This is a genomic window from Cellulomonas sp. PS-H5, from assembly GCF_019265565.1.
Lineage (GTDB): Bacteria > Actinomycetota > Actinomycetes > Actinomycetales > Cellulomonadaceae > Cellulomonas.
Genome location: NZ_JAHVCI010000002.1, coordinates 122,515 through 144,190, shown reverse-complemented (window position 1 = coordinate 144,190; position 21,676 = coordinate 122,515). Strand labels below are relative to the sequence as shown.

Here is a 21,676-nt window from a genome sequence, read left to right as displayed (position 1 = left end):
CGGTCGGCCTCCGAGGTGCGCGAACGCCGCCGCGTCCCTCGGGTGCCGCACGGGACGAGCCCCGTCAGCGCGACCCGGCGCGCAGCCCCGCCAGCAGCACCGCCACGGCGGCACGCGCGTCGTAGCGCTCGTCCGACTCGGCGCCGATGCACAGGTTCCCGACGGACCGCATCAGCTCGTAGGCGCCCAGCGCGTCGCCGATCTCACCGGCGGCACGTGCCGCGGCCAGCAGCTCGCCGCACACCGGCACGAGCCGGCTGACGAACAGCCCGTGCAGCGCCTCGAACCCCGGGTCCGTCGAGCGCAGCGCCCCGGCGAGCCCGTGCTTGGTGACGAGGAAGTCCACGAACCCGTCGATCCACGTCGCCAGCGCCGCTGACGGCGACGCGCCCGTGGCGATCAGGTCGGGCCCGAGGCGTGCCAACGCGTCGATCTGGTGCCGGTAGACGGCGACGACCAGGTCGGCGCGCGTCGGGAAATGCCGGTAGATCGTGGCGACGCCGACGCCGGCCCGCGCGGCGACGTCCCGCACCGGCACGTCGACGCCGGCCCGCACGAACTCCGTGGCTGCCGCGTCCAGCAGCGCGGCGACGTTGCGCTCGGCGTCCACGCGCCGCCGCCCCCGACCCGGGGTCGCCTCGGTCTCGGTCATGTGTGGGCTCACCTCACGCTGCTTGCTAACCGGAACACTGTTCCATATGGTCTACCGGAACGCTGTTCCGCATCGCCCAGTGTGTCAGATCGTCCTCCCCGTCGAAAGGCCATCGCCGTGACCACCAGCACGATCCCCGCGACGCCCATCAGCTCGGTCAAGCCCGTCGAGGTCCCGGTCGACGGGCGTCCCGCTCCCCTGCTCGTCCGGGTCACCGCTCCCCTGCGCGGCGACCGCCTCCCCGTGGTCGTCCTCTCCCACGGCAACGGCTGGTCGATGGACGGCTACGCACCGCTCGCCGAGCACTGGGCCGGCGAGGGCTTCGTCGTCGTCCAGCCCACGCACCTCGACTCGCGCTCCCGGCGCCTCGGCCACGACGACCCCGGCTTCGGGGACATCTGGCGCTGGCGGATCGCGGACCTCGTCGCGGTGCTGGACCACCTCGACGCGATCATGGCCGCGGTGCCGGGACTCGCCGGCCGGGCGGACGCGCGGCAGGTCGCGGTCGCCGGGCATTCCTGGGGCGCGCAGACCGCCGGCGCCCTGCTCGGCGCCGGCGTCCTGAGCCCCGACGGCGCCACCGAGGAGCGGTTCGCCGACCCGCGGGTGCGCGCGGGGATCCTGCTCGCCGCGACGGGCACCGGCGACAGCCTCACCCCGTTCGCCGCGGAGCACCTGCCGTTCATGCGTCCCGCGTACGCGCACCTGACGACCCCGACGCTCGTGGTCGCCGGCGACGCCGACCGGTCCGCGCTGTCCACCCGCGGACCCGACTGGTTCACCGACGCCTACCACCTCAGCCCCGGGGCGGACGCGCTGCTGACCCTGACCGGCGGCGAGCACTCGCTCGGCGGGATCGTCGGGCACGAGGTGGCCGAGACCACCGACGCCAGCCCGGAACGGGTCCGGCTCGTGCAGCGCGTGACCACCGCGTGGCTGCGCACGCGGCTGGGCGTCGACCCCGAAGCCTGGCCGGCGACCGCCGCGGACGTGCGGCGGACGGCGTCGGAGGTCGGGGCCCTGGCGACGGCGTGACGGCCGCCGGTCAGCGCGGGTCGAGCACCACGACCGGGATCTCACGGGCCGTCTTCGCCTCGTACCCGGCGAACCCGGGGTACTCGGCCTTCTGCTGCTCCCAGATGCCCGCGCGCTCCTCGCCGGTTGCCACCCGGGCCAGGAATTCACGTGTCGCGGTGCCGATCTCGGCCGAGACCCGTGGCTCCGCGACGAGGTTGTGGAACCACGCCGGGTTCACGTCGAGCCCGGCGTACGAGGCGAAGACGGCCACGCTGCCCCCGCCGAGGTCCCGGTACATGACCGGGTTCACGCGCTCCTGGCCCGACCTCGCGCCGGTGGTGTGCAGCAGGAGCAGCGGGGCTCCCTCGAACCGGCCGCCGACCTTGCCGTCGTGGGCGCGGAACTCCGCGATGATGCTCGCGTTCCAGTCGTTCATGGGTGCCTCTCTCGTCTCGTGACATCACAACACGCCTGGTCGGGCCCGTCATCCGGTCCTCGGGAGGCACGCGTCGGACCCGTCGCGGGGGTCGCGGTCCGGGCGGCGCCCTAGCTCGGTGGCGGGACCCGGCCGAGAAAAGGGCGCGACGATCCCCTGCCCCGTGGTGCATGCTCGCTAGGAGTGCGCCGCGCGAACCGCCGCGGCCGCAGGAGTACGAGGAGCCAGCGGATGTCCGCAGGGAGCGAGGTCGGCCGCCACGGCCACCTTGTGTGACGGGTCCCCCGCCGTCGCGCCGGACCGACCCACCCGCACGGGTGCGCGTCCCGGTCCCCCGCGACGGCGCTGCCCCGTGCCCGCGCGGCCCTGACCGCGCCGGGCGCTCCCCCTCTCCGAGAGCGAGCTCCACCATGCGTGCCCTGACCGTGCCCGAGATCCGTGCGTCCTTCGTCAACTGCTCCCGCCGCGACGCGGCGCAGGCCGTGCTGCCCGACCTGGCGTCCCTCGACTGGGACCGCCTGGACTACCTCGGCTGGACGGACCCCAAGAACCCCCGCCGCGCCTACGTCGTCACCCGCGTCGACGACCGCCCGACCGGCATGGTGCTGCGCGCCTCCGACGGCGCCACCCGCCGCAGCGCGGTGTGCACCTGGTGCGAGGACGTCGTCGCGACCAACGAGGTCGCCCTTTTCGTCGCGAAGCTGGCCGGCCCGGCCGGGCGGAACGGCGACACGGTCGGCACCCTGATCTGCGCCGACTTCGCGTGCTCCCGCAACGCCCGGCGCCGGCCGACGATCGTCGAGGCCGGGGACGACGCCGCCGCGGTGGTCGCCCGGCGGGTCGCGGCGGTGCAGGAGCACAGCGCGCGGTTCGTGGCCGCGGTCGCGCGCGGCTGAGCCACCGGCGTGCGCCGCACGGGCGTACCGTGCGGCGCATGCCGATCGCGCTCGAGAACGTCGGGATCGCCGTCCGGGACCTGGACGCGACGATCGCCTTCTTCACCGACCTGGGTCTGGAGCTGCTCGGCCGGGACGAGGTCAGCGGCGACTGGGCGGACACCGCCGTGGGGCTCGACGGGAACCACGCGCGGATCGCGATGCTCGGCACGCCGGACGGCCACGGGCGGCTCGAGCTGTTCGAGTACCTGCACCCGGACGCGATCGAGACCGAGCCGACGCTCCCGAACGAGATCGGGATGCACCGGGTCGCGTTCTCGGTCGACGACCTCGACGCCGCGCTGGCGACGGCCGCGCGGCACGGCTGCCACCCGCTGCGCGGGGTCGCGACGTACGAGGACGCCTACCGGCTGACCTACGTGCGCGGGCCGAGCGGCATCATCGTGATGCTCGCGCAGGACCTGCGCCGGGGCTGACCCGGGTCAGCCCGCGTCGGCCCGCACCCGCGCGAGCCAGTCGGCGACGAGCGCGGCCGTGAGCGCGGGCTGCTCCAGCTCCACGTCGTGCCCCGCCGAGTCGAGCACGACGAACGTGGTCCTCGGGTAGTGCGACCGGCGCGCCCACGCGTCCTCGTAGCCGACGACGTGGTCCTGCCGCGCGGTCAGCACCAGGCCAGGTGCCGTGAACGGCTCCGGGTCCGCGTCCTCCGGCTCGCGGTCCAGGGCGTACCGCGCGGCGATCCGCGCGAGCGCCCGCGTGTCGGCGGCGAGCAGCCCCGGCCGGACGTGCTCGAGGAAGGCCCGGACGTGCGCCTCGGACTGCACGACCGCGCCCTCGGCGTAGTCCGCCGCGGCCTCGCCGGCCAGCGCGAGCGCGGCCGGGTCGGCGCGCAGCACGGTGGCCGGCGGGACGTCCCGGCGGGCGTGCTCCGCGACGAACACGCCCGCGACGGTCGCCAGCCCCAGCACCCGGGGCCGGAGGTCGTGCGCGACCTGCCGCGCGACCATGCCGCCGAACGACTGCCCGAGGACCGCGAACGGCTCGTCGCCGATCCGGCGCGCCAGCTCGTCCTCGACGGCCGCGACCACGTCCTGCGTGCTCGCGACGTCCCCGGCGAGCGTCCCGCCGGCGCCGGGCAGGTCCACGTAGAGCCGCCGCCACCCGCCGGCCGCCTCGAGGACGGGGTCCAGCGGCAGCAGCACGCGGTGGTCGAGGCCGAAGCCGTGCAGGAGGACGAGGGGCGTCCCGGTCCCGTGCTCGACGACGTTCACCGGCGCACCGTACCGGCCGGCGCCGACACCGTCACCGGAGCCCGAAGCCGCCGTCGGACGTCAGCACCTGCCCGACGACCCAGGACCCCGCCGGGCTCACGAGCCAGCCGATGAGCCGCGCGGGGTCGGTGGGCTCGCCCCACCGACCGAACGGCGTCGCCGCTCGGAGCGCGTCGAGCTCCGCCAGCGGGCGGTCGGTCGACCCGGGATCGAGGTACCCCGTGTTCACCGGGCCCGGGTTCACCGTGTTGAGCACGATGCCAAGGTCCAGCAGCTCGGCCGCCACCGTGGCCGTCACCCCGGCCAACGCGGCCTTGGACGCCGCGTACGCCACCTCGCCGCGCATGGGACCGTGCTGCTGCCCGGAGGTCATCCAGACGACCTTCGGGGCGCGCTCGGGGTCGGCCGGCGCCTGCTGCGCGTGCCGCTCGCCGGGGCGCGTGCCCGCGGACGGCGGCGCGAACTGGCGCGCGAACCGCTGCGTGAGCTGGATCGTCGAGCGGGCGTTCGTCTGCCAGAACGCGTCGAGCGCCTCCGGCGTCATGTCGAGGATCGAGCCGTCCCCGCCGCTGCGCGCGTGGTTGCACACCAGGACGTCGACGGTGCCGGTCAGGCCGCGGGCGGCGGCGAACAGGGCGTCGACCTCGGCGGGGTCGCGCAGGTCCGCGCTCGCGCGCCCCGCGACGGCCTCGCCCCGGAGCGCGTCCCGGACGCCCGCGGCCACCGCGTCGAGGTCGTCGCCGCCCCAGGGCTGGTCCGCGTCGTGCGGCGCGTAGTCGTGCGTGAAGACGCTCGCGCCGAGGCGTCCCAGCTCGCGGGCGACGGCGTACCCGATGCCCTGGCGGCGGGACACGCCCGTCACGAGCGCGGTGCGGCCGGCCAGCGGGAGCTCGTCGAGGTGCATCCCGCGACCGTACCGAGCGGGGTCAACGCGAATACCGGCGGCCGCCTAGCCCAGGGCGACGACCGCGCCGACCAGCGGGCCGACGACCACCAGGTGCATCAGCCCGAAGAACGCCCCGCAGACGAGGGTGAACCCGGTCGCCTCGACGAGCCGCCCGGGCGACCGCAGGTGCGCCACGACCCGCGCGACGAGCCGCCACGGCCGCAGCACGTCCCAGCTGTTCACCCGGATGTTCCGGCCGAGGTAGATGCCGAAGGCCGCGAGGAGCAGCACCGCGACCGTCAACCAGCGCACCTCGGCGGACTGGAGCCCGTCCACGTCGTCGAACCGCAGCGCCACGTACGCGAGCTGGACGAAGAACACGTTGATCAGCATGTTCAGCACGCCGGACATCGCCAGCGACAGCACGAGGAGGATGTCGTACCACTCGGGGACGCGCTCCCCCGGCTTGCGGTGCGACTGGTTCAGCTCGGTCACGAGGTACCCGGCGTTGGGCAGCAGGAGCAGCCACACCAGGACGACCGCGACCTCCGCGGCCACGCCCACGGCCCGCGGCGCACCGGCGGCGAGCAGCAGCGCCACCGCCAGGACGCCCGCCCCGAGGACGACGACCGGCGCGATCGACAGGCCGACGTTCAGCAGCATCGGCCGGTACAGCCGCGTCCGGAACAGCGGCGCACGCGCGACCACCAGCAGCAGGGCGAGCACGTTCATCCCGACGATGCCCAGCACCGTGTCCTGCAGCAGCACGTCTCCCCCGTCCGCGGGCGTCCGACCCGCCCGCCACGAAGCCTGGCACGGCCGGCCGTCCTCGACCCGAGATCCGGGTGCCGCGCCCTTGACGGCGCACTTGCTTTTTGCAAGTGTGGTGCGCGTCACAGTCAGCCGCGTCCGAGGGAGAGCACCATGTCCGCGATCTTCGTCAACCTGCCGGTGACCGACCTCGAGCGCGCGAAGGCGTTCTACGAGGCGCTCGGGTTCACCGTCAACCCGCAGTTCACCGACCACAACGCCGCGTGCGTCGTCGTCGAGGAGGACCACGGCTACTTCATGCTCGTCACCCGCGACTACTTCCAGACGTTCAGCGACCGCCCCGTCGGCGACCCGTCGACGACGGTGTCCGCGACGACCGCGATCTTCCTCGACAGCCGCGCCGCGGTGGACGACACGATCGCCCGGGGCCAGGGCGCCGGCGGCGTGGAGGAGCGGCCCGCCGCGGACTACGGCTTCATGTACCAGCGCCAGATCGCCGACCCCGACGGGAACCTGCTCGAGTTCGGCTGGATGGACCCGGTCGCCGCCGCGAACGGCCCCGCGGCCGTGGCGGACCAGCAGGCCTGAGCCGATGGCCGCGCGCGACTACGGGCAGTACTGCGGCGTGACCCGGGGGCTGGAGCTCGTGGGCGAGCGCTGGGCGCTGCTCGTCGTGCGCGACCTGCTCGTGGGGCCGCGCCGCTACGGCGAGCTCGCCGCGGGGCTCCCCCGCATCCCGAGCAACGTCCTGGCGGCGCGGCTCAAGGAGCTGCAGGAGGCCGGGGTGATCCGGCGGGCGCCCCGGTCCCGGGTGATCGTCTACGAGCTCACGCCGTACGGGCGCGAGCTCGAGCCCGTCGTCCTCGCGCTCGGGGCGTGGGGCTTCAAGGCGCTGGGCGAGCCGCGCGAGGGGCAGGTCGTCACGCCCGACTCCCTGACGGTCGCCCTCCGCACCGCGTTCCGCCCCGAGGTCGCCGCGGCGCTGCCGCCGACCGCCTACGCCGCGCGCGTCGGCCCCGCCGACCTGCTCGTGCGCGTCGACGGCCCGGCGCTGGCCGTGGCGCCCGGCGACGGCACCGCGTCGGCCGACCTCGCGTTCGCGACGGGTCCCGGGATCCGCCGGCTGATCTCGGGCGAGCTCGACCCCGCCGGTGCGATCGCGTCCGGGGTGGTCGAGGTGCTGCGGGGGCCGGGCGACCTGCTCGACCGGTTCGCGCGGACGTTCCACCTGGCGGCCTGAGCCGCGTCGGGGCGCGCTCGTGGCTGGGGCGCGGCCGCTCGACGCGCCGGAACCCGCGCGGCGTGGTGCACTGCGGGTCGTGACCGCGCGGGCAGGGACCCGCGCCCGCCGCTGCACGGAAGAAAGAGCGCCATGAACCCGACCGGCACCACCGGCCCTGCCGACGCGACCCCCGACGCGCCCGAGGGAGACCGCCACCCCGCCGACGCGTCGCTCGACCGCGACGCCGGGCCGCTGCGCTCGGTCGTCGTCTACAACCCCGTGCGGGTCGACGGGCTCGAGGAGCGCCGGGCCGCGGTCGAGGCCGCGCTGACGGAGGCCGGGTGGCCGCTGCCCGAGTGGGTCGAGACCACCGCGGAGGACCCGGGCGCCGGGCAGGCGCGGCAGGCCGTCGCGGACGGCGCGCAGGTGGTGTTCGCCTGCGGCGGCGACGGCACCGTGCGGTCCTGCGTCGAGGGCCTCGCGGGCACGGGCGTCGCGCTCGCGGTGCTGCCCGCGGGGACGGGCAACCTGCTCGCCGCGAACCTCGGCGTGCCCGACGACCCGGCCGCCGCCGTGCAGATCGTCACCGAGCACGGGCGCCGGCGCATCGACGTCGGCGAGGCGGACGGCCGGACGTTCGCGGTGATGGCCGGCATGGGGTTCGACGCCGCCCTGCTCGACGACGCCTCCACCGCGCTCAAGGCCAAGGCCGGCCCGGTGGCCTACGTGCTGTCCGCGCTGAAGCACCTGGGCGACCGCAGCATGCACGTCGAGATCCACCTCGACGACCGTCCCCCGGTGCGCCGCCGCGCGCGCTCAGTGCTGATCGGGAACGTCGGGCGGCTCCAGGGGGGCGTCCGCCTGCTCGCGGACGCCGAGCCCGACAACGGGCAGATGGACGTGGCGGTCCTCGCCCCGCGCACGATCGGGCACTGGGTCCAGACCGCCTGGGGCGTGCTCCGGCACCCCCACCGGGTCGCGCACCTGGACGTGCTGCGCGCCGAGCGGATCCGGGTGGTCAGCGACCGGGAGGAGCGGCGTCAGGTCGACGGCGACGTCATCGACCCGGGCCGCACGCTCACCGTGACGGTCCGCCCGCAGGCCCTGGAGCTGTGCGTGCCGCGCCCCGAGCGCAGCGCGGACCTGTCCGAGGGCTCGGAGCGGCTCGGGCGGTAGCGGGTCAGCGGCGCGGGTCCAGGCGCAGCGTGCTGCCGACGGCGGAGGGCGTCACGACCGAGTCCGCCCCGGTCCCGCTGTACTTCGCACGGTACGCCGCCGTCACGCCCTCGGGCGCCCTCGCGCCGACGTCGACGACCACGACGTCCGCGGTGAGCCCCGGGACGCGCACCCGAGCCCGGCCCGACGCCACCGCGGCGCCGTACCACCCGGTGGCCCGGCGCACCCACGTGCGCACGTACACGTGCCCGTCGGCGACGACCAGCCAGATCGGGGTCCAGGGGCGGTGCGTGCCGTCGCGCCGCTCGGCCGCCACCTCGAGCTCCTGGGCGCGCCCCAGGCGGTCGAGCTCGTCCGCCGTCCACCCCGCCTCGTCCACCACGGGACCAGTGTGCCCCCGGGCGGGGGCGTGCGTCTGGCAGCATGCCCGCGTGACCGCGCGCACCGTCCTCCTCGTCATCGACCTGCAGACCGGCGTCCTCGACGGCTGCGTCGACGCGGCCGGCGTCCTCTCCCGGACCGCGGCGCTCGTCGACCGGGCCCGCACCGAGGGCGTCCCGGTGGTGTGGGTGCAGGACCACGGCGCGTTCGAGGTCGACTCTCCCGACTGGCGGCTGGCCCCGCCGCTGGCGCGCCGCGACGACGAGCCGGTGGTGGGCAAGACGTACCGCGACTCGTTCGCCGGCACCGACCTCGCCGACGTGCTGGCGGGGCTGGGCGCGACGCACCTCGTGGTCGCGGGGGCGCAGAGCGACTACTGCATCCGCACGACCACGCAGTCGGCGGCGGTCCGCGGGTTCGACGTGACCCTGGTGAGCGACGCGCACACGACGACCGACGCGGAGTACGACGGCGTGCGGATCTCCGGGGAGCAGATCGTCGCGCACACCACGATGTACTTCCGCGGCCTGCGGTACCCGGGGCGGCGGTACGCGGCGGAGCCGCACGACCGAGTCGTGCTCGACTAGCCGGGCCGGGGGCCCGGGCGCGCCGCCGAGGCGCCCGCCCCGTACGCTTCCCCGCGTGCTCCGCCTCTCCCCCGCCCGGCTCGCGTTCGTCACGGAGCGCCACCTCGCGACGCTCACCACCCTGCGTGCCGACGGGAGCCCGCACGTCGTGCCCGTGGCGTTCACCTGGGACGCGGAGGCGGGCGTGGCGCGCGTGACCACGAGGCCGACGACCCAGAAGGCCGTGAACGCGCGCCGCGGCGGCGCCGACGGCCCGGGACGCGCGGTGCTGTGCCAGGTCGACGGCCGCCGGTGGCTCACGCTCGAGGGCACGGTGGAGGTCGCCGACGACCCCGCCGAGGTCGCCGAGGCGCTGCGCCGCTACGAGCGGCGGTACCGCCCGCCGAACCCCGCCGTCGAGCGGGTCGTGCTGCGGGTCGCGGTCGACCGGGCGATGTCGTCGCGCGACCTCGCCTGAGGCGCCCTCAGTTCGACGGTTGACAGTTAGAGACCTAACACTTAGGTTTCTGCACATGGACGCGCCCGAGCTCACCACGACCCTCGACCTGGTCCGCTGGATCGGCTGGGCCCAGCGCAAGGCCGGCGAGGACTGGGTCCGCACCCGCGGGCTCAGCCACGAGCAGGCCTTCGTCCTCGGCTACCTGGCGCAGAACCCCGGGGCCATCCAGCGCGACATCGCCGCGATCACCCGGACCAGTGCCGCCAGCGTCTCGAGCCTGCTCAAGGGCCTGGAGGCGCGCGGCCTGGTCGAGCGCCGCACCGAGCCGGGCGACGAGCGCAGCAAGCGCGTGCACGCCACGCCCGAGGGCGCCGAGCTCGTGGCGGGCTTCGCCGCCGCGGTCGAGGCGGCCGACGACACGCTCCTGGCCCCGCTCGACCCCGAGGAGCGTGCGACCCTGCACGCCCTGCTCCAGAAGGTCACGGCCGCACTCCCCCGCCCGACGCGGGACTGACAGCCCCCTGACCCGTCCCCACCGCGCGGCCCGTCCGCGCGGCGGCACCCCGCGCCCTCGCGCGCCTCCCCCACCCCACGCACCCACGCGGCGTCCGCCGCGCGCTTCGCCCTGCCCTGAAACGGAGCAGCCATGCGCACCACGACCCCCACCCCCGACGCCGCCACCCCGGCCGACGCCCCCGGCACCGACCGGTGGTTCCTCTCCTCCGCGCCGGTCGTCAGCGCCCTCGTGCACCTGTGCGTGCCGATGGCGGCGGCGATGATCGCCGGCGCCCTGTACAACGTCGTCAACGCCGGCTTCATCGGCTCCCTGCACGACGACGCCCTGCTCGCCGCCGTGACCCTGGGCTCCCCGGTGCTCGCGCTGGTCATGGCGATCGGGAACGTCTTCGGCGTCGGCGGCGGGGCGCTCGTGTCCCGGCTCCTCGGGGCCGCCGAGCACGACGGGGCCCGCGGCGACGAGATCCGGCGCGTCTCCGCGTTCGCGCTCTGGGGCACCGTCGGAGCCGGCGTCCTGCTCGGCGGGACCGCGCTGCTGCTCCTCGACCCGGTGGTCTCGCTGCTCGGGGCGGACCGGGCGGCGCGGCACGCGACCACCACGTTCGTCGCGATCCTGCTCGCGTTCGTCCCCGTCCTCGCCGCGGCCGTCTGCCTCGAGCAGCTGGTGCGCGCCGAGGGCGCCGCCCGCCAGGTGATGACGGGCCTGATCGCCTCGACCGTCGCCAACGTGGCGCTGGACGCCCTGTTCATCCTCGGCCTGCACCTCGGCGTGGCGGGAGCGGCGCTGGCCGTCGGCCTCGCGAACCTGGTGTCCGTCGGCTACTTCGCGGTGTGGCTCACCCGGAACAGCACGCAGATGAGCCTGGCCCCGCGGTGGTTCGCCCTCGCCCCGAGCGTGCTCAAGCCCGTGCTCGGCGTCGGCGTCGGCACCCTGCTGCAGTCCGCGTTCCTCATCGTCACCGCGCTCGTGCTCAACAACCTCGCCGCCGGGTACGGCGACGGGCCGCTCGCCGCGATGGGCGTCGCGGTGCGGATCGCCCAGGTGCCGGAGTTCCTGGTCATGGGTGTGACGCTCGGGGTGCTGCCGCTGCTCGCCTACGCCTACGGCAAGGGCGACCGGGCGCGGCTCACCGCGGCGCTGCGGACCTCGGCCGTCGCGGTCGGCGGGGTCGCCCTGCTCTTCTCGGCGGTGGTGTTCCTGTTCCGCGACACGGTGCTGGCCGCGTTCCTCACCGACCGCTCCGTGCTCGCGCTGGGCGTCACGGTCCTGGCGGCGCAGCTGACCGCGATGATCGCCAACGGCTTCACCGGGCTCATCACCTCGCTGTTCCAGGCGACCGGCCAGGCGCTGGCGGCCACGGTCATGTCCGTGACGCAGGGCGTGCTGTTCGTGCCCGTCGTGCTGCTGGGCAACCTCTGGTTCGGGCTGCCGGGCATCATCTGGGCGCTGACCGTCACGGAGGTCGCGGTCCTCGCGGCCGGAACGGTGCTGCTGCTGATGACCCGGCGGGCGATCGACCGCGGGCTGTCGGAGGGCAGCCCGGAGCGCGCCGAGGAGGCGCTCGCGGCCGCGGCTGCGTGAGGCCGGCCGCGGGAATGCGCTGGCCGCGCAGGTCCGGGCGGCGCGACGATGGCGGCGTGGACCAGACGACCGCCGAGACCCGGCTCCCCGGCGGCGGCATGGGCGGCGCCGTCCGCGCGGGCGACACCGTGCGGCGCGCCGGCGGCCCCTGGACCCCGACCGTGCAGCGCCTGCTCGCGCACCTGCGCGCGGCGGGCGTCCCCGGGGTGCCGGAGCCGCTCGGCGTCGACGACCGGGGCCGGGACGTGACCGGCCTCGTCCCGGGCGAAGTCCCCGCCTACCCCCTGCCGGCGTGGGTGTGGCACGACGACGTGCTCGCCGACGCCGCCGCGCTGCTCCGGCGCGTGCACGACGCGTCGGCGTCGTTCGACCGGACCGGCGCCACGTGGCGGCTCCCGGAGCACGATCCCGCCGAGGTGGTCTGCCACAGCGACACCTCGCCGGACAACATGGTGTTCCGGGACGGGCGCCCGGTGGCGCTGATCGACTGGGACACCGCCGCGCCGGGACCGCGCACCTGGGACCTCGCGTACCTCGCGTACCGGCTGGTCCCGCTCGGCCCGGCGGGCGCGGACGCGGTCCCCGTCCCCCTCGCCGAGCGCCGGCGCCGGCTCGAGCTGCTGTGCCGGGAGTACGGCGGCGTCCGGCCGCGCGACGTCGTCCCGGTCGTCCCGGTGCGGCTGCGGGAGCTCGCGCGGTTCACCCGGTCGCGCGCCGACGGCGACGAGCGGCTGCTCGGGCACGTCGGGCTGTACCTCGACGACGCCGCGTGGGTCGAGGCGCGCGCGGCGCAGCTCGCGTCCGCGGGCGACGAGGGCTGAGCCCGGGCCGCGGGAAACACCTCGACCTCCGCGGCGGACCGGACGACCATGGCGGCATGGACCGCCCCACCCGGTGGACCCGGGCGACCGTGTACCCCGACATGTGGGTCGACCCCGCCGACGACCCGCGGAACAGCGACGGCGTGAGCCCCGACGGGGAGCTGCCGACGTTCGTCGACTACCTCGGACGGTACCGGGCGACGCTGCTGATGAAGTGCGACGACCTCGACGCCGAGCAGCTCGCCCGCCGGTCGGTCCCGCCGTCGACGCTGTCGCTGCTCGGCCTCGTCCGGCACCTGGCCGAGGTGGAGCGGGACTGGCGAGGCTGGATCACGCCGGGCGCGGAGCCGCCCCGGCTGTACGGCGGCGCCGACGGCGACTTCGAGGGCGCTGCACCCGACCCGTCGCTCGTCACGGCGGCGTTCGCGGACCTCGCGCGGGAGCAGGCAGCGACCGACGCCGCCCTCGCCGCGCACCCCGACCCGGGCGAGCGGCTGGGCGCCGGCGGCATCGCGGTGCGCGAGCTGCAGGTGCACCGGATCGAGGAGTACGCCCGGCACTGCGGGCACGCCGACCTGCTGCGCGAGTGCATCGACGGTCGCGTCGGCCAGTGACCCGGGACCTCGCGGGGGCGCCTTCCGGTGGCGCACGTCACGGAACAGCGCGCGCGTGCGAGGCGCTGGGTCGTGCGTGAAGATCTTCGACCCCACCACCGTCGGCCGCGTCGCGCTGGCCAACCGCGTCGTCATGGCCCCGCTGACCCGGCTCCGCGCCGGTGAGTCGGCGGTGCCGGGCGACCTGCTCGTCGAGCACTACCGCCAGCGCGCCGGCATGGGCCTCGTCCTCACCGAGGGCACGTACCCCGTGATCGAGGGCCGCACCTGGACCGGGCAGCCCGGCATCGAGACCGCCGAGCAGGCCGCCGGCTGGGCCCGGGTCGCCGACGCCGTGCACGCCGCGGGCGGGCGCATCGCGATGCAGATCATGCACGGCGGGCGCATCGCGCACCCCGACGTCACCGGCGCCGCCCGCGTCGTCTCGGCCAGCGCCGTCGCCGCGCCCGGCGAGATCCGCACGCCCACCGGCAAGGCGGCGCACCCCGTGCCGCACGCCCTCGGCACCGAAGAGATCGCCGAGGTCGTCCGCGGCTTCGTCGCCGGCGCGCGCCGGGCCGTCGACGCCGGGCTCGACGCGGTCGAGGTGCACGGCGCCAACGGCTACCTGATCCACCAGTTCCTCTCCCCCGCCAGCAACCTGCGGACCGACGGCTACGGCGGCACCCCCGAGGGCCGGGCGCGGCTCGCGATCGAGGTCGTCAGCGCCGTTGCCGCGGAGATCGGCGCCGACCGGACCGGAATCCGCCTGTCGCCCGAGCACGACATCCAGGGCGCGGTCGAGACCGACCCCGAGGTCACCGCGGCGACCTACGCGGCGCTCGCGGACGGGCTCGCGCCGCTGGGCCTCGCGTTCGTGGACGTGCTGCACCGCGACCTGCGCGGCGACCTGGTCCAGGGCATCCGCCGACGGGTCGGCGCGCCGCTGATCGGCAACTCGGGCTTCGCCGTCAACACCACGCGGGACGAGGCGGTCGGCCTGGTCGAGGAGGGCGTCGTCGACCTGGCGGCCGTCGGTCGCGCGGCGATCGCGAACCCCGACCTCGTCGCGCGCTGGGCGCGGGACCTCGGCGAGAACGCGCCGGACCCGGCGACCTTCTACGCCGCCGGCGCCGAGGGGTACACGGACTACCCGACCGCCGCGGCCTGACGAGTCCCCCAGGGCGCCCGGTCGCGGCCGGGCGCCCTGTGACCGCGCCGCCGCGGGCGACGTCTCGCGCGGTCGGCCGCCCGCCCCGGTGTCAGGCCTGGGACGCCCGCCCACGGCGGCGCGGCGCCGCCGAGCGCGGCGGGTTCGCCCGCAGGTGGTCCCGCACGGTGCCCAGCACCCGCGCGAGCGACTCGACGTCCGTGCGGTCCAGCGGGTCCACGAGCAGGTCCCGGACCACGCCGATGTGCCCCGGGAACACCCGGGCGAGCACGTCGCGGCCCGCCTGCGTGATCGTCACCGTGACGCCGCGCTCGTCGTCCGGCGACGGCGCTCGCGTCACCAGGCCGGCCTTCTCGAGCAGGCCGGCCTGGTAGGTCAGGCCGCTGCGGCTGTAGACCACGCCGTCGGCCAGGTCCGTCATCCGCCGGCTGCCCTCCGGGGCGTCACCGAGCGTCGCCAGGAGCTGGAACTGGACGTAGCTCAGGCCGCCGACCTCCTGGAGCTGCTGCTCGACGGTGTGCCGGAGGAGGCTGCTCACCTCGATGAGCGCGAAGTAGGCGCCGAGCTCGACGGGGTCCAGGGTGGGCGGCGGCGTGTCGGTCATGCGGACATCCTAGGTGCTTCGAATTCGCACCCGGGCGGGTCAGCGCAGCGTGAGGACCTCGACCCCGTCCTCGGTGATCGCGACCGTGTGCTCGCTGTGCGCGGTCCTCGCCCCGGTCGCGCTGCGCAGCGTCCAGCCGTCGGCGTCCGTGACCAGCTCGTCGGTGTCGGCCATGACCCACGGCTCGATCGCCAGCAGCAGCCCCGGTCGTAGGGTGTACCCGCGCCCGGCCCGGCCGGTGTTCGCGATGTGCGGGTCCTGGTGCATCGTCGACCCGACGCCGTGCCCGCCGAACTCGGTGTTGACGGTGTACCCGGCGTCGGTGAGGACGCTGCCGATCGCGTGCGACAGGTCGCCGATGCGGGCACCCGGCCCCGCGGCGGCGATGCCCGCGTCCAGCGCCCGCTCGGTGGCCTCGATCAGCGCCAGGCTCTCGGCCGGCCGGGTCTTCCCGACGACGAAGCTCACGGCGGAGTCGGCCACGATCCCGTCCAGCGACACCGCGAGGTCGAGCGTCAGCAGGTCGCCGTCGGCCAGCGTGTAGTCGTGCGGCTTCCCGTGCAGCACGGCGTCGTTGACCGAGGTGCAGATGTAGTGGCCGAACGGCCCGCGCCCGAACGACGGCGCGTAGTCGACGTAGCAGGACTCGGCCCCGGCGTCGGCGATCATCGCCCTCGTCCACCGGTCGATCTCCAGCAGGTTCGTCCCGACGGTGCTGCGCTCCTGCACGGTGCGCAGGATGGACGCCACCAGGGCGCCGGTCGCGCGGGCGCGGTCCAGCTCGGCGGGGCTGAGGATCTCGATCATGGTGCGGCCTTCCAGCATCCTGCGGATAACTATCCCGTCCATACTATCCCGGTACTAGAATCCCGATCATGGTCAGGCTCCCGCTCACCCCGGACGACGTCGAGCGCGGCCGCCGGCTCGGCGCGCTGCTGCGGCGGGCCCGCGGCGAGCGAACGGTCCTCGCCGTCGCGCTGGACGCCGGGGTGTCTCCCGAGACGCTGCGCAAGATCGAGTCGGGCCGGGTCGCCACCCCGGCGTTCCCCACGGTCGCGGCCGTCGCCGAGGTGCTCGGTCTGTCGCTCGACGCGGTGTGGGCGGAGCTGCGCCGCACCGAGGAGCCCGCCCTCGTGGCCGGCGGAGCGCGCATCGCGTCCTGACCGCCGGCGCGGCAGGCCCCCGCGCTGGCCCCCACGTCCGAGGCACGACCGCCGCCCCCGGCGACGAGGGGCGCGCCCCGACGCAACCGATCCTCGCGCCGCTGCGTCTTCTACGGTGTGACCACGATGAGCAGCGCGGACGGCGTGGACTTCCTGCGCGAGAGGTTCGAGGCCGCCGGGCACGCGCCACCGGCACCGGTAGCCCCGGCCGCCGCCGCCGACGAGGTCGCCCCCGTCGCCCTGGACCGCGACCGGCAGTTCACCGAGTTCGTCCGGCAGCACCAGACCGACCTGCTGCGCACCGCGTGGCTGCTCTGCGGGGACCGGCACCAGGCCGAGGAGCTCGTGCAGCAGGCGCTGGTCCGCACCTACAGCCGCTGGGGCCATGTCCGGCAGCGTGACCCGCTCGGCTACACCCGGCGCGTGCTCGCGAACCTGCGCGTGGACCACTGGCGACGCCGACGGCGCGAGGTGCTCGTCCCACCCGACGAGGTGTCCCCCGAGGACACGCCGCTGCACGGGCGGTCGGCGAGCGACCGCACCGGCGACCGCGACCAGCTCGTGCGCGCGCTCGCCACGCTGACCCCGCGCCAGCGCCGGGTCGTCGTCCTGCGGCACTTCCTGGACCTCTCCGAGGCCGAGGTCGCCGAGGACCTGGGCGTCAGCGCGGGGACCGTGAAGTCGACCGCCTCCCGGGCGATGGCGGCGCTCCGCGTCGTCCTCTCCGCGGACCGGTCCCCGGACCAGACCGACACGGGCGCCGCCCGGGACGGGAGCGACCGATGAGCGTCCAGGACGACGACCTCGCACGCCGCCTGCGAGCCCGGGCGGACGCCGAGATGCCGGCGATGTCCGTCGACGTGGCCGCGGTCGTGCGCGGGGGTCGGCGGCGACGCCTCGCCCGCGGGGGTGCGGTCCTGGCGGCGACGGCGCTCGCGGTCGCCGGGGCGTGGTCCGGGGTCCGCGCGCTCGACGCGCCGCCCGGCGACCTCCAACCCGCCGGCACGTCGACGCCAGCGCCCAGCCCGGCCGACGCCGACCTGCACGCCCAGGTCGACCCGGAGGCGGGGACGATCACGTTCCCGATGGCCCGGTACGACCTGACCGCCGAGGAGTGGGCGACCGTGGGCCTGGCCAGGAGCTGGGAGATGAAGCGCTGCGCCGAGGCGGAGGTCGGCCGGCCGATCGCCTGGGAGACGGCGATCCCCGGCGACCCGCCGAGCGACCGGACGTTCGGCGTGTGGGACCTCGAGGAGGCGCAGACGTACGGCTACGCGGTGCCGCCGGAGGGCGGCCGTTCCGCCGGCGCCGTGGACCCCGACGTGCCCATGGCCGTGTGGGAGGCGTGCGGCCGGACGGAGGCCGTGCGCGCGATGAGCCCGGAGCTCGACGGGAGCTACGAGCTCGCGGACGCCCTGCTCCACGCGCACGAGATCGCGGCGGCGTCCGAGGAGAGCCGCACCGCGGTCGCCGACTGGACCGCGTGCCTCGCCCGGTACGGTCTCGAGCCGGCGGGCGGCGACAGCGGCTACGCCGTCGCGGGGGCGACCACCAGCCGGTGGGACCGGGACAGCGTCGCGCTCGCGGTGACGGACGTGGGGTGCAAGACCGAGGTCGACTTCGTGCCCCGGATGGCGGACGCCGAGGCCGCGGCGCAGGCGCCGGTCCTGATGCTGTTCCGCGACGAGCTGGACGCGCGGATCGCGCACATGCGGGCCGTCGTCCCCGTCGCCGAGGCCTACCTCGCGGCGCACCCCGAGATCCCGTAGCCCGTGGGGGCGCCCCGCACCCGCAGGGCCGACTCAGGTCGGCGGGCGCTCCCCGCGGTACTCCGGCAACCGGGGGTCACGGCGCACCCGGCGGTGCTCGCTGATGCCGACGACCACCCCGCACCCGATCACGACGGTCACGCACACCCAGAACAGCCCGGGCACCGGGTCGAGCGACCGCGTCACCACCACGCCGACGAGGGCGATGCCAGCGAGCACCGCGACCGCCTTCGCCAGCGGCGTCATGTCCCGGATGCGCCGCCCCTCCTCGTGGTAGTCGGGCTGCTGGCCGGCGGTCGCGCGGCGCACGACGACCCGCGTGAGCAGGACGACCCCGAAGATGACGACGATGCTGAACAGGCCCCACGGGTCGAACGTCACGGCGGTCTCCTCGGCTCCGGAAGCACGTGCCCGCATCGTGGCGCGGGCGGCCGGCTCCGGCAACCGAGGGCGACGAGGGGTCCGGGCGACCGACGCCCGCCGCCGAGGTCGGTGCTTCGGGCCGAGGTCGGTGCTTGGAAGCACCGACCTCGGCGGGAACCACCGACTTCGGCGTCCGCGAGCCGAGCGGGCCTACAGTCAGCGGGACGGCCCGCAGCACGGGAGGAGCCCCGACGATGAGGCTGACGACGAGCACGCACGTCTCCCTGGACGGCGTGATGCAGGGCATGGGCGGCTCCGGCGAGGACACCCGCGGCGGGTTCACGCGCGGCGGGTGGGCGCTGGGCTCCGGCGACCCGGCGGTGGGCGACCTGGTCGCCGCCGAGTACGGCGCCGCGGCGGCGTTCCTGCTCGGGCGGCGGACGTACGAGAACTTCGCCGGGTACTGGGGCGCGTTCGCCGACCCCGGGTCGCACCCGATCGCCGCGGCGCTGCACGACCGGCCGAAGTACGTGGCCTCGACGACGCTGACCGACCCGGCCTGGACCGGGACGACGGTCCTGGCGGGCGACCTCGCCACGGCCGTCGGCCGGCTCCGCGCCGAAAGCGACGGCGACCTGCTCGTCCCGGGCAGCGGGGTGCTGGTCCGGTGGCTGCTCGCGCAGGGCCTCGTCGACCGGATGACCCTGCTCGTCTACCCGGTCGTCGTCGGCCAGGGCACGCGGCTGTTCCCGCAGGACGGCCCGGACCTGCGGCTGACGCTCGTGGCGTCCCGGACGACGCCGGGCGGCGTCACCGTGCAGACGTACGAGCCCGCCGGCCGCCCGGAGTACGCCGGCTCCGCCCCGCACCCCGACGCCTGAGGACCGCTGCCGGGCGGGTCAGGCCGGCGCCGAGCCCAGCACGAGCGCGTGCCACGCACCCGCGTGCTCCACGCCGGAGCCCGTGACGCCGACGCTCACGACGTCGCTCGCGGTGATCTGCTCGTCCTGGGCGTCCGCCCCGCACGGCACGTCGGGGAACGCGACCACCTCGGTCCGCGTCGCACCGGCGCCCGCGGCCGTCGTCACGTACACGTCGAAGTCGAGGACGCCGTCGCCGAGGCACGACAGCCGCACGCCGTCGAGCCGCGCGGCGGCCTGGAACGACAGGGTGATCTCCCCCGTGGTCGCGTCCGACGGCTCGGGATCGCCGGGGTCGACGCGACCCGTGGCGCTGCCGAGCAGCCCGTCGACCTCCGCGTCGTCCTGCGCGTCCATCCAGGCGGTGACCTCGTCCTGCGACGGCCCGGGCGGGCCCGAGCACCCCGTGACGGCCAGCACGACGACGAGCGCGGCGCCGGTGCGGGCGGCGGGTCCCCTGGTCATGGTCGCGACCCTAGCGGCCACGGCCCGCCGTCAGGAGCCGTTCCGCGGATCCGTGAGGGTGGCGGCCGTGAACTCGATCTCGGAGAACGCGACCTCGCACCCGTCGCCCGTCGGGGACTGCACCTCGAAGCCGAGCCGCGGCCGCACGCCGGGCACGTCGAGCGCGAACAGCCGCACCATCCGCCAGGCGATGCCGTCGACGGACGCGTGGAAGGCGAACACGGACCCGGTGCGGGACACCCGGAGCCAGGTCGACCGCCCGGCGACGTCCACCGCGTTCGCGTCGTCCGACACGGTGCGGTTCACCACCGACACGACCATCGGCTGCCCGCCCGGTGCGCCCTCGAGGCAGAGCTTGGCCCAGTGCGCGTCGTCGAACCAGAGCAGCAGCACCCCGGCGTCGAAGGTGCTCCTGACGTCGACCGTCACGCGGCAGCGGAGCTGGAAGTCGCCGTCGGGCAGCTCGCCCACCAGGCGTGCCGCGCTGAGGACCGGCGGACCGCCCGCCGGGTCCACGAAGACGTCGGTCCGCGGGGCGGCGGTCGCGGCGACCGCGTGGTCCTCGACGCGCCACCGGACGTCGCCGACGGGCTCGAGAGCGAAGGGGACGCCAGGGACGTGCGTGCTGGTCACGGGGGTGCTCCTCGGGTTCGCGGCGGGTCAGGCCGGCAGGTCGGCGCGCTCGGCCGGCCGGCCGGGCACGGGGTCGGTGCCGTGCTGGGCGGCACGGGTGCGGGCCGCCGGGGTCAGGAAGGTCGCGGCGGCCACCAGGACGAGCACCAGGATCAGCGCGTGCCGCAGGCCGTAGTGGTCGCCGAGGAAGCCGAGCGCCGGCGGGCCGACGAGGAACGCCACGTAGCCGATGGTCGCCGCGAGGGACACGCGCGCGGTGGCGTCCTCACCGGGCGCCGCGGTGTCGCCGGCCGCCGACAGCGCGACCGGGAACCCGAGCGACGCGCCGAGGCCCCACAGCACCGCGGCCGCCGCGGCCACCGCCTGGTGGTCGACGAAGATGACGAGCGCCAGCCCGACCGCGCCGACGACCGCGCTGACGGCGAGCACGGCGGCGCGCCCGAACCGGTCGACGAACCGGCCGCCGACGAACCGGCCGAGCGTCATCGCCGCGGCGAACGCCGCGTACACCGCGGAGCCCAGGGCGGCGTCGAACCCGTGGCCGTCGACCATGACGAGCGGCAGCCAGTCGTTGGCGGTCCCCTCGGCCAGCGCGAGCGCGAGGATGATGCCGCCGATCATGACGAGGCGGGTGTCGCGCCACACGGGGCGCCGCGCAACGACGACTGCCCCGTGCGCGGCCACGGCGGCCGCGGGCGCCCGCACACCGACGCCCGCCGGGATCACCCGGATCGCGGGCACCAGCGCGACCGCGACGACGACCGCGACCACGGCCAGGTGCGCGACGACCGGGAACCCGACCGCCGTCAGGACCATGCCGGCCACGGCGCCGACCACCGTCCCGAGGCTGAAGCAGCCGTGCATGGCGGGCATCGTGGACCGCCCGAGCCCGCGCTCGACCTCCGCGCCCTCGACGTTGAGCGCGATCTCCCCGCCGCCCATGCCGAGCCCGAACAGCGCCAGTCCCGCCGCGACGAGCGGCCCCGAGCCGAGCGCCGCCCCGACGCCGATCACGGCGGCGCCGACCGCGACGGAGACGGTGCCCGCGAGCATGACGGGACGGGTCCCCCGCCGGGCGACGAGGGCGCCGGATGACAGGATGCCGACCATCGACCCGGCCGACAGCCCGAACAGGATCAGCCCCATCTCGGCCGTCGAGGCGCCGACGAGGTCGCGCACGTCCGGCGTGCGGGTGACCCAGGACGCGATCGTGAGGCCGGGCAGGAAGAACAGCAGGAACAGGGCGTTCCGGCGCGCGGTGAGGCTGGCGGGCACGGGTGGGGCTCCTCGGGCGGCTGAGCAAGACTGTACAAGCGTACACACTTCGTCGTGCGCGTCCGTC

29 protein-coding genes are annotated in these 21,676 nt (G+C 75.9%); 17 read left to right on the top strand and 12 right to left on the bottom strand.

The window, feature by feature from the left end; genetic code table 11:
- Nucleotides 1-64: 64 nt before the first annotated feature.
- Nucleotides 65-652: a TetR/AcrR family transcriptional regulator gene (locus J5O08_RS01975; RefSeq protein WP_218705139.1), complete on the bottom strand. Its 588-nt coding sequence runs from the start codon at nucleotides 650-652 to the stop codon at nucleotides 65-67.
- A 117-nt stretch (nucleotides 653-769) separates the two neighbouring features.
- Between J5O08_RS01975 and J5O08_RS01970 the strand changes: the two genes are divergently transcribed.
- Complete coding sequence (locus tag J5O08_RS01970; RefSeq protein ID WP_218705138.1) at nucleotides 770-1,687, top strand: chlorophyllase; 918 nt, start codon at nucleotides 770-772, stop codon at nucleotides 1,685-1,687.
- 10 nt (nucleotides 1,688-1,697) lie between these two features.
- Here J5O08_RS01970 and J5O08_RS01965 read toward each other — a convergent pair whose 3' ends face one another.
- Nucleotides 1,698-2,105 (bottom strand): nitroreductase family deazaflavin-dependent oxidoreductase, encoded by a 408-nt coding sequence (locus J5O08_RS01965; protein WP_218705137.1) that lies wholly within the window; start codon nucleotides 2,103-2,105, stop codon nucleotides 1,698-1,700.
- Nucleotides 2,106-2,515: 410 nt separating this feature from the next.
- On the opposite strand from J5O08_RS01965, the gene J5O08_RS01960 reads away from it, so the two are divergent.
- The gene (locus tag J5O08_RS01960) at nucleotides 2,516-3,001 is read left to right on the top strand and encodes an FBP domain-containing protein (protein WP_218705136.1); all 486 of its coding nucleotides are present in this window, start codon (nucleotides 2,516-2,518) and stop codon (nucleotides 2,999-3,001) included.
- Nucleotides 3,002-3,039: 38 nt separating this feature from the next.
- Nucleotides 3,040-3,477, top strand: coding sequence for a VOC family protein (locus tag J5O08_RS01955; protein WP_218705135.1), 438 nt, complete (start codon nucleotides 3,040-3,042; stop codon nucleotides 3,475-3,477).
- 6 nt (nucleotides 3,478-3,483) lie between these two features.
- Here J5O08_RS01955 and J5O08_RS01950 read toward each other — a convergent pair whose 3' ends face one another.
- The 3 genes from J5O08_RS01950 to J5O08_RS01940 are packed head-to-tail and all read right to left on the bottom strand — an operon-like array spanning nucleotide 3,484 to nucleotide 5,926.
- Nucleotides 3,484-4,272: an alpha/beta fold hydrolase gene (locus J5O08_RS01950; RefSeq protein ID WP_218705134.1), complete on the bottom strand. Its 789-nt coding sequence runs from the start codon at nucleotides 4,270-4,272 to the stop codon at nucleotides 3,484-3,486.
- Between the two features lie 31 nt (nucleotides 4,273-4,303).
- On the bottom strand, nucleotides 4,304-5,176 hold the full coding sequence (locus tag J5O08_RS01945) for an SDR family oxidoreductase (RefSeq protein WP_218705133.1): 873 nt from the start codon (nucleotides 5,174-5,176) through the stop codon (nucleotides 4,304-4,306).
- A gap of 45 nt (nucleotides 5,177-5,221) precedes the next feature.
- Nucleotides 5,222-5,926, bottom strand: coding sequence for a DUF1361 domain-containing protein (locus J5O08_RS01940; protein WP_218705132.1), 705 nt, complete (start codon nucleotides 5,924-5,926; stop codon nucleotides 5,222-5,224).
- Nucleotides 5,927-6,082: 156 nt separating this feature from the next.
- On the opposite strand from J5O08_RS01940, the gene J5O08_RS01935 reads away from it, so the two are divergent.
- The 3 genes from J5O08_RS01935 (at nucleotide 6,083) to J5O08_RS01925 (ending at nucleotide 8,327) form a co-directional block, all read left to right on the top strand.
- Nucleotides 6,083-6,517 (top strand): VOC family protein, encoded by a 435-nt coding sequence (locus J5O08_RS01935; protein ID WP_217615227.1) that lies wholly within the window; start codon nucleotides 6,083-6,085, stop codon nucleotides 6,515-6,517.
- 4 nt (nucleotides 6,518-6,521) lie between these two features.
- Nucleotides 6,522-7,169: a helix-turn-helix domain-containing protein gene (locus J5O08_RS01930; protein ID WP_147796680.1), complete on the top strand. Its 648-nt coding sequence runs from the start codon at nucleotides 6,522-6,524 to the stop codon at nucleotides 7,167-7,169.
- A gap of 132 nt (nucleotides 7,170-7,301) precedes the next feature.
- Nucleotides 7,302-8,327, top strand: coding sequence for a diacylglycerol kinase family protein (locus J5O08_RS01925; RefSeq protein ID WP_218705131.1), 1,026 nt, complete (start codon nucleotides 7,302-7,304; stop codon nucleotides 8,325-8,327).
- Between the two features lie 4 nt (nucleotides 8,328-8,331).
- On the opposite strand, the gene J5O08_RS01920 is transcribed toward J5O08_RS01925, so the two are convergent.
- Nucleotides 8,332-8,709: a DUF2255 family protein gene (locus J5O08_RS01920; RefSeq protein WP_218705130.1), complete on the bottom strand. Its 378-nt coding sequence runs from the start codon at nucleotides 8,707-8,709 to the stop codon at nucleotides 8,332-8,334.
- Between the two features lie 49 nt (nucleotides 8,710-8,758).
- Here J5O08_RS01920 and J5O08_RS01915 point away from each other — a divergent pair, with 49 nt between their 5' ends.
- From J5O08_RS01915 to J5O08_RS01885, 7 genes are all read left to right on the top strand, one after another.
- Nucleotides 8,759-9,295 (top strand): cysteine hydrolase family protein, encoded by a 537-nt coding sequence (locus tag J5O08_RS01915; RefSeq protein WP_218705129.1) that lies wholly within the window; start codon nucleotides 8,759-8,761, stop codon nucleotides 9,293-9,295.
- Nucleotides 9,296-9,350: 55 nt separating this feature from the next.
- Entirely contained in the window at nucleotides 9,351-9,752 is a 402-nt protein-coding gene (locus tag J5O08_RS01910; protein WP_218705128.1) for a pyridoxamine 5'-phosphate oxidase family protein, read from the top strand.
- A gap of 55 nt (nucleotides 9,753-9,807) precedes the next feature.
- On the top strand, nucleotides 9,808-10,248 hold the full coding sequence (locus J5O08_RS01905; RefSeq protein ID WP_218705127.1) for a MarR family winged helix-turn-helix transcriptional regulator: 441 nt from the start codon (nucleotides 9,808-9,810) through the stop codon (nucleotides 10,246-10,248).
- A 132-nt stretch (nucleotides 10,249-10,380) separates the two neighbouring features.
- Entirely contained in the window at nucleotides 10,381-11,832 is a 1,452-nt protein-coding gene (locus tag J5O08_RS01900; protein ID WP_218705126.1) for an MATE family efflux transporter, read from the top strand.
- Between the two features lie 56 nt (nucleotides 11,833-11,888).
- Nucleotides 11,889-12,653 (top strand): phosphotransferase, encoded by a 765-nt coding sequence (locus tag J5O08_RS01895; RefSeq protein ID WP_308281254.1) that lies wholly within the window; start codon nucleotides 11,889-11,891, stop codon nucleotides 12,651-12,653.
- Between the two features lie 56 nt (nucleotides 12,654-12,709).
- Nucleotides 12,710-13,267, top strand: a complete 558-nt coding sequence (locus J5O08_RS01890) for a DUF664 domain-containing protein (RefSeq protein WP_255589093.1) — start codon at nucleotides 12,710-12,712, stop codon at nucleotides 13,265-13,267.
- Nucleotides 13,268-13,343: 76 nt separating this feature from the next.
- Nucleotides 13,344-14,417 (top strand): alkene reductase, encoded by a 1,074-nt coding sequence (locus J5O08_RS01885; RefSeq protein ID WP_218705125.1) that lies wholly within the window; start codon nucleotides 13,344-13,346, stop codon nucleotides 14,415-14,417.
- Nucleotides 14,418-14,508: 91 nt separating this feature from the next.
- Here the strand turns inward: J5O08_RS01885 and J5O08_RS01880 are convergent, their stop codons facing one another.
- On the bottom strand, nucleotides 14,509-15,021 hold the full coding sequence (locus tag J5O08_RS01880; RefSeq protein WP_218705124.1) for a MarR family winged helix-turn-helix transcriptional regulator: 513 nt from the start codon (nucleotides 15,019-15,021) through the stop codon (nucleotides 14,509-14,511).
- Nucleotides 15,022-15,060: 39 nt separating this feature from the next.
- The gene (gene map / locus J5O08_RS01875) at nucleotides 15,061-15,828 is read right to left on the bottom strand and encodes a type I methionyl aminopeptidase (RefSeq protein ID WP_218705123.1); all 768 of its coding nucleotides are present in this window, start codon (nucleotides 15,826-15,828) and stop codon (nucleotides 15,061-15,063) included.
- A 68-nt stretch (nucleotides 15,829-15,896) separates the two neighbouring features.
- Between map and J5O08_RS01870 the strand changes: the two genes are divergently transcribed.
- The 3 genes from J5O08_RS01870 to J5O08_RS01860 all read left to right on the top strand — a co-directional run bounded on the left by J5O08_RS01870 (nucleotide 15,897) and on the right by J5O08_RS01860 (nucleotide 17,953).
- Entirely contained in the window at nucleotides 15,897-16,184 is a 288-nt protein-coding gene (locus J5O08_RS01870; protein WP_217615216.1) for a helix-turn-helix transcriptional regulator, read from the top strand.
- Between the two features lie 126 nt (nucleotides 16,185-16,310).
- On the top strand, nucleotides 16,311-16,970 hold the full coding sequence (locus tag J5O08_RS01865) for a SigE family RNA polymerase sigma factor (RefSeq protein ID WP_218705122.1): 660 nt from the start codon (nucleotides 16,311-16,313) through the stop codon (nucleotides 16,968-16,970).
- A complete protein-coding gene (locus J5O08_RS01860; protein ID WP_218705121.1) occupies nucleotides 16,967-17,953 on the top strand; it encodes a hypothetical protein in 987 nt (328 codons plus the stop codon). Before J5O08_RS01865 ends, J5O08_RS01860 begins: the two co-directional genes overlap by 4 nt.
- 33 nt (nucleotides 17,954-17,986) lie before the next feature.
- On the opposite strand, the gene J5O08_RS01855 is transcribed toward J5O08_RS01860, so the two are convergent.
- On the bottom strand, nucleotides 17,987-18,334 hold the full coding sequence (locus J5O08_RS01855) for a hypothetical protein (RefSeq protein WP_218705120.1): 348 nt from the start codon (nucleotides 18,332-18,334) through the stop codon (nucleotides 17,987-17,989).
- A 236-nt stretch (nucleotides 18,335-18,570) separates the two neighbouring features.
- On the opposite strand from J5O08_RS01855, the gene J5O08_RS01850 reads away from it, so the two are divergent.
- Nucleotides 18,571-19,197, top strand: coding sequence for a dihydrofolate reductase family protein (locus tag J5O08_RS01850; protein ID WP_218705119.1), 627 nt, complete (start codon nucleotides 18,571-18,573; stop codon nucleotides 19,195-19,197).
- An 18-nt stretch (nucleotides 19,198-19,215) separates the two neighbouring features.
- On the opposite strand, the gene J5O08_RS01845 is transcribed toward J5O08_RS01850, so the two are convergent.
- From J5O08_RS01845 to J5O08_RS01835, 3 genes are read right to left on the bottom strand one after another with little or no spacing between them, the layout of a single operon-like run.
- Nucleotides 19,216-19,701: a hypothetical protein gene (locus tag J5O08_RS01845; RefSeq protein WP_218705118.1), complete on the bottom strand. Its 486-nt coding sequence runs from the start codon at nucleotides 19,699-19,701 to the stop codon at nucleotides 19,216-19,218.
- 30 nt (nucleotides 19,702-19,731) lie between these two features.
- The gene (locus tag J5O08_RS01840) at nucleotides 19,732-20,334 is read right to left on the bottom strand and encodes a DUF1349 domain-containing protein (protein WP_218705117.1); all 603 of its coding nucleotides are present in this window, start codon (nucleotides 20,332-20,334) and stop codon (nucleotides 19,732-19,734) included.
- Nucleotides 20,335-20,361: 27 nt separating this feature from the next.
- The gene (locus J5O08_RS01835) at nucleotides 20,362-21,609 is read right to left on the bottom strand and encodes an MFS transporter (protein ID WP_308281251.1); all 1,248 of its coding nucleotides are present in this window, start codon (nucleotides 21,607-21,609) and stop codon (nucleotides 20,362-20,364) included.
- Between the last annotated feature and the right edge of the window lie 67 nt (nucleotides 21,610-21,676).

Coding starts and splice junctions, on each gene's coding strand:
- J5O08_RS01975 (WP_218705139.1), bottom strand. CDS start 652: ATGACCGAGACCGAGGCGACCCCGGGTCGGGGGCGGCGGCGCGTGGAC.
- J5O08_RS01965 (WP_218705137.1), bottom strand. CDS start 2,105: ATGAACGACTGGAACGCGAGCATCATCGCGGAGTTCCGCGCCCACGAC.
- J5O08_RS01960 (WP_218705136.1), top strand. CDS start 2,516: ATGCGTGCCCTGACCGTGCCCGAGATCCGTGCGTCCTTCGTCAACTGC.
- J5O08_RS01955 (WP_218705135.1), top strand. CDS start 3,040: ATGCCGATCGCGCTCGAGAACGTCGGGATCGCCGTCCGGGACCTGGAC.
- J5O08_RS01945 (WP_218705133.1), bottom strand. CDS start 5,176: ATGCACCTCGACGAGCTCCCGCTGGCCGGCCGCACCGCGCTCGTGACG.
- J5O08_RS01935 (WP_217615227.1), top strand. CDS start 6,083: ATGTCCGCGATCTTCGTCAACCTGCCGGTGACCGACCTCGAGCGCGCG.
- J5O08_RS01930 (WP_147796680.1), top strand. CDS start 6,522: ATGGCCGCGCGCGACTACGGGCAGTACTGCGGCGTGACCCGGGGGCTG.
- J5O08_RS01925 (WP_218705131.1), top strand. CDS start 7,302: ATGAACCCGACCGGCACCACCGGCCCTGCCGACGCGACCCCCGACGCG.
- J5O08_RS01905 (WP_218705127.1), top strand. CDS start 9,808: ATGGACGCGCCCGAGCTCACCACGACCCTCGACCTGGTCCGCTGGATC.
- J5O08_RS01900 (WP_218705126.1), top strand. CDS start 10,381: ATGCGCACCACGACCCCCACCCCCGACGCCGCCACCCCGGCCGACGCC.
- J5O08_RS01890 (WP_255589093.1), top strand. CDS start 12,710: ATGGACCGCCCCACCCGGTGGACCCGGGCGACCGTGTACCCCGACATG.
- J5O08_RS01880 (WP_218705124.1), bottom strand. CDS start 15,021: ATGACCGACACGCCGCCGCCCACCCTGGACCCCGTCGAGCTCGGCGCC.
- map (WP_218705123.1), bottom strand. CDS start 15,828: ATGATCGAGATCCTCAGCCCCGCCGAGCTGGACCGCGCCCGCGCGACC.
- J5O08_RS01870 (WP_217615216.1), top strand. CDS start 15,897: ATGGTCAGGCTCCCGCTCACCCCGGACGACGTCGAGCGCGGCCGCCGG.
- J5O08_RS01865 (WP_218705122.1), top strand. CDS start 16,311: ATGAGCAGCGCGGACGGCGTGGACTTCCTGCGCGAGAGGTTCGAGGCC.
- J5O08_RS01860 (WP_218705121.1), top strand. CDS start 16,967: ATGAGCGTCCAGGACGACGACCTCGCACGCCGCCTGCGAGCCCGGGCG.
- J5O08_RS01850 (WP_218705119.1), top strand. CDS start 18,571: ATGAGGCTGACGACGAGCACGCACGTCTCCCTGGACGGCGTGATGCAG.
- J5O08_RS01845 (WP_218705118.1), bottom strand. CDS start 19,701: ATGACCAGGGGACCCGCCGCCCGCACCGGCGCCGCGCTCGTCGTCGTG.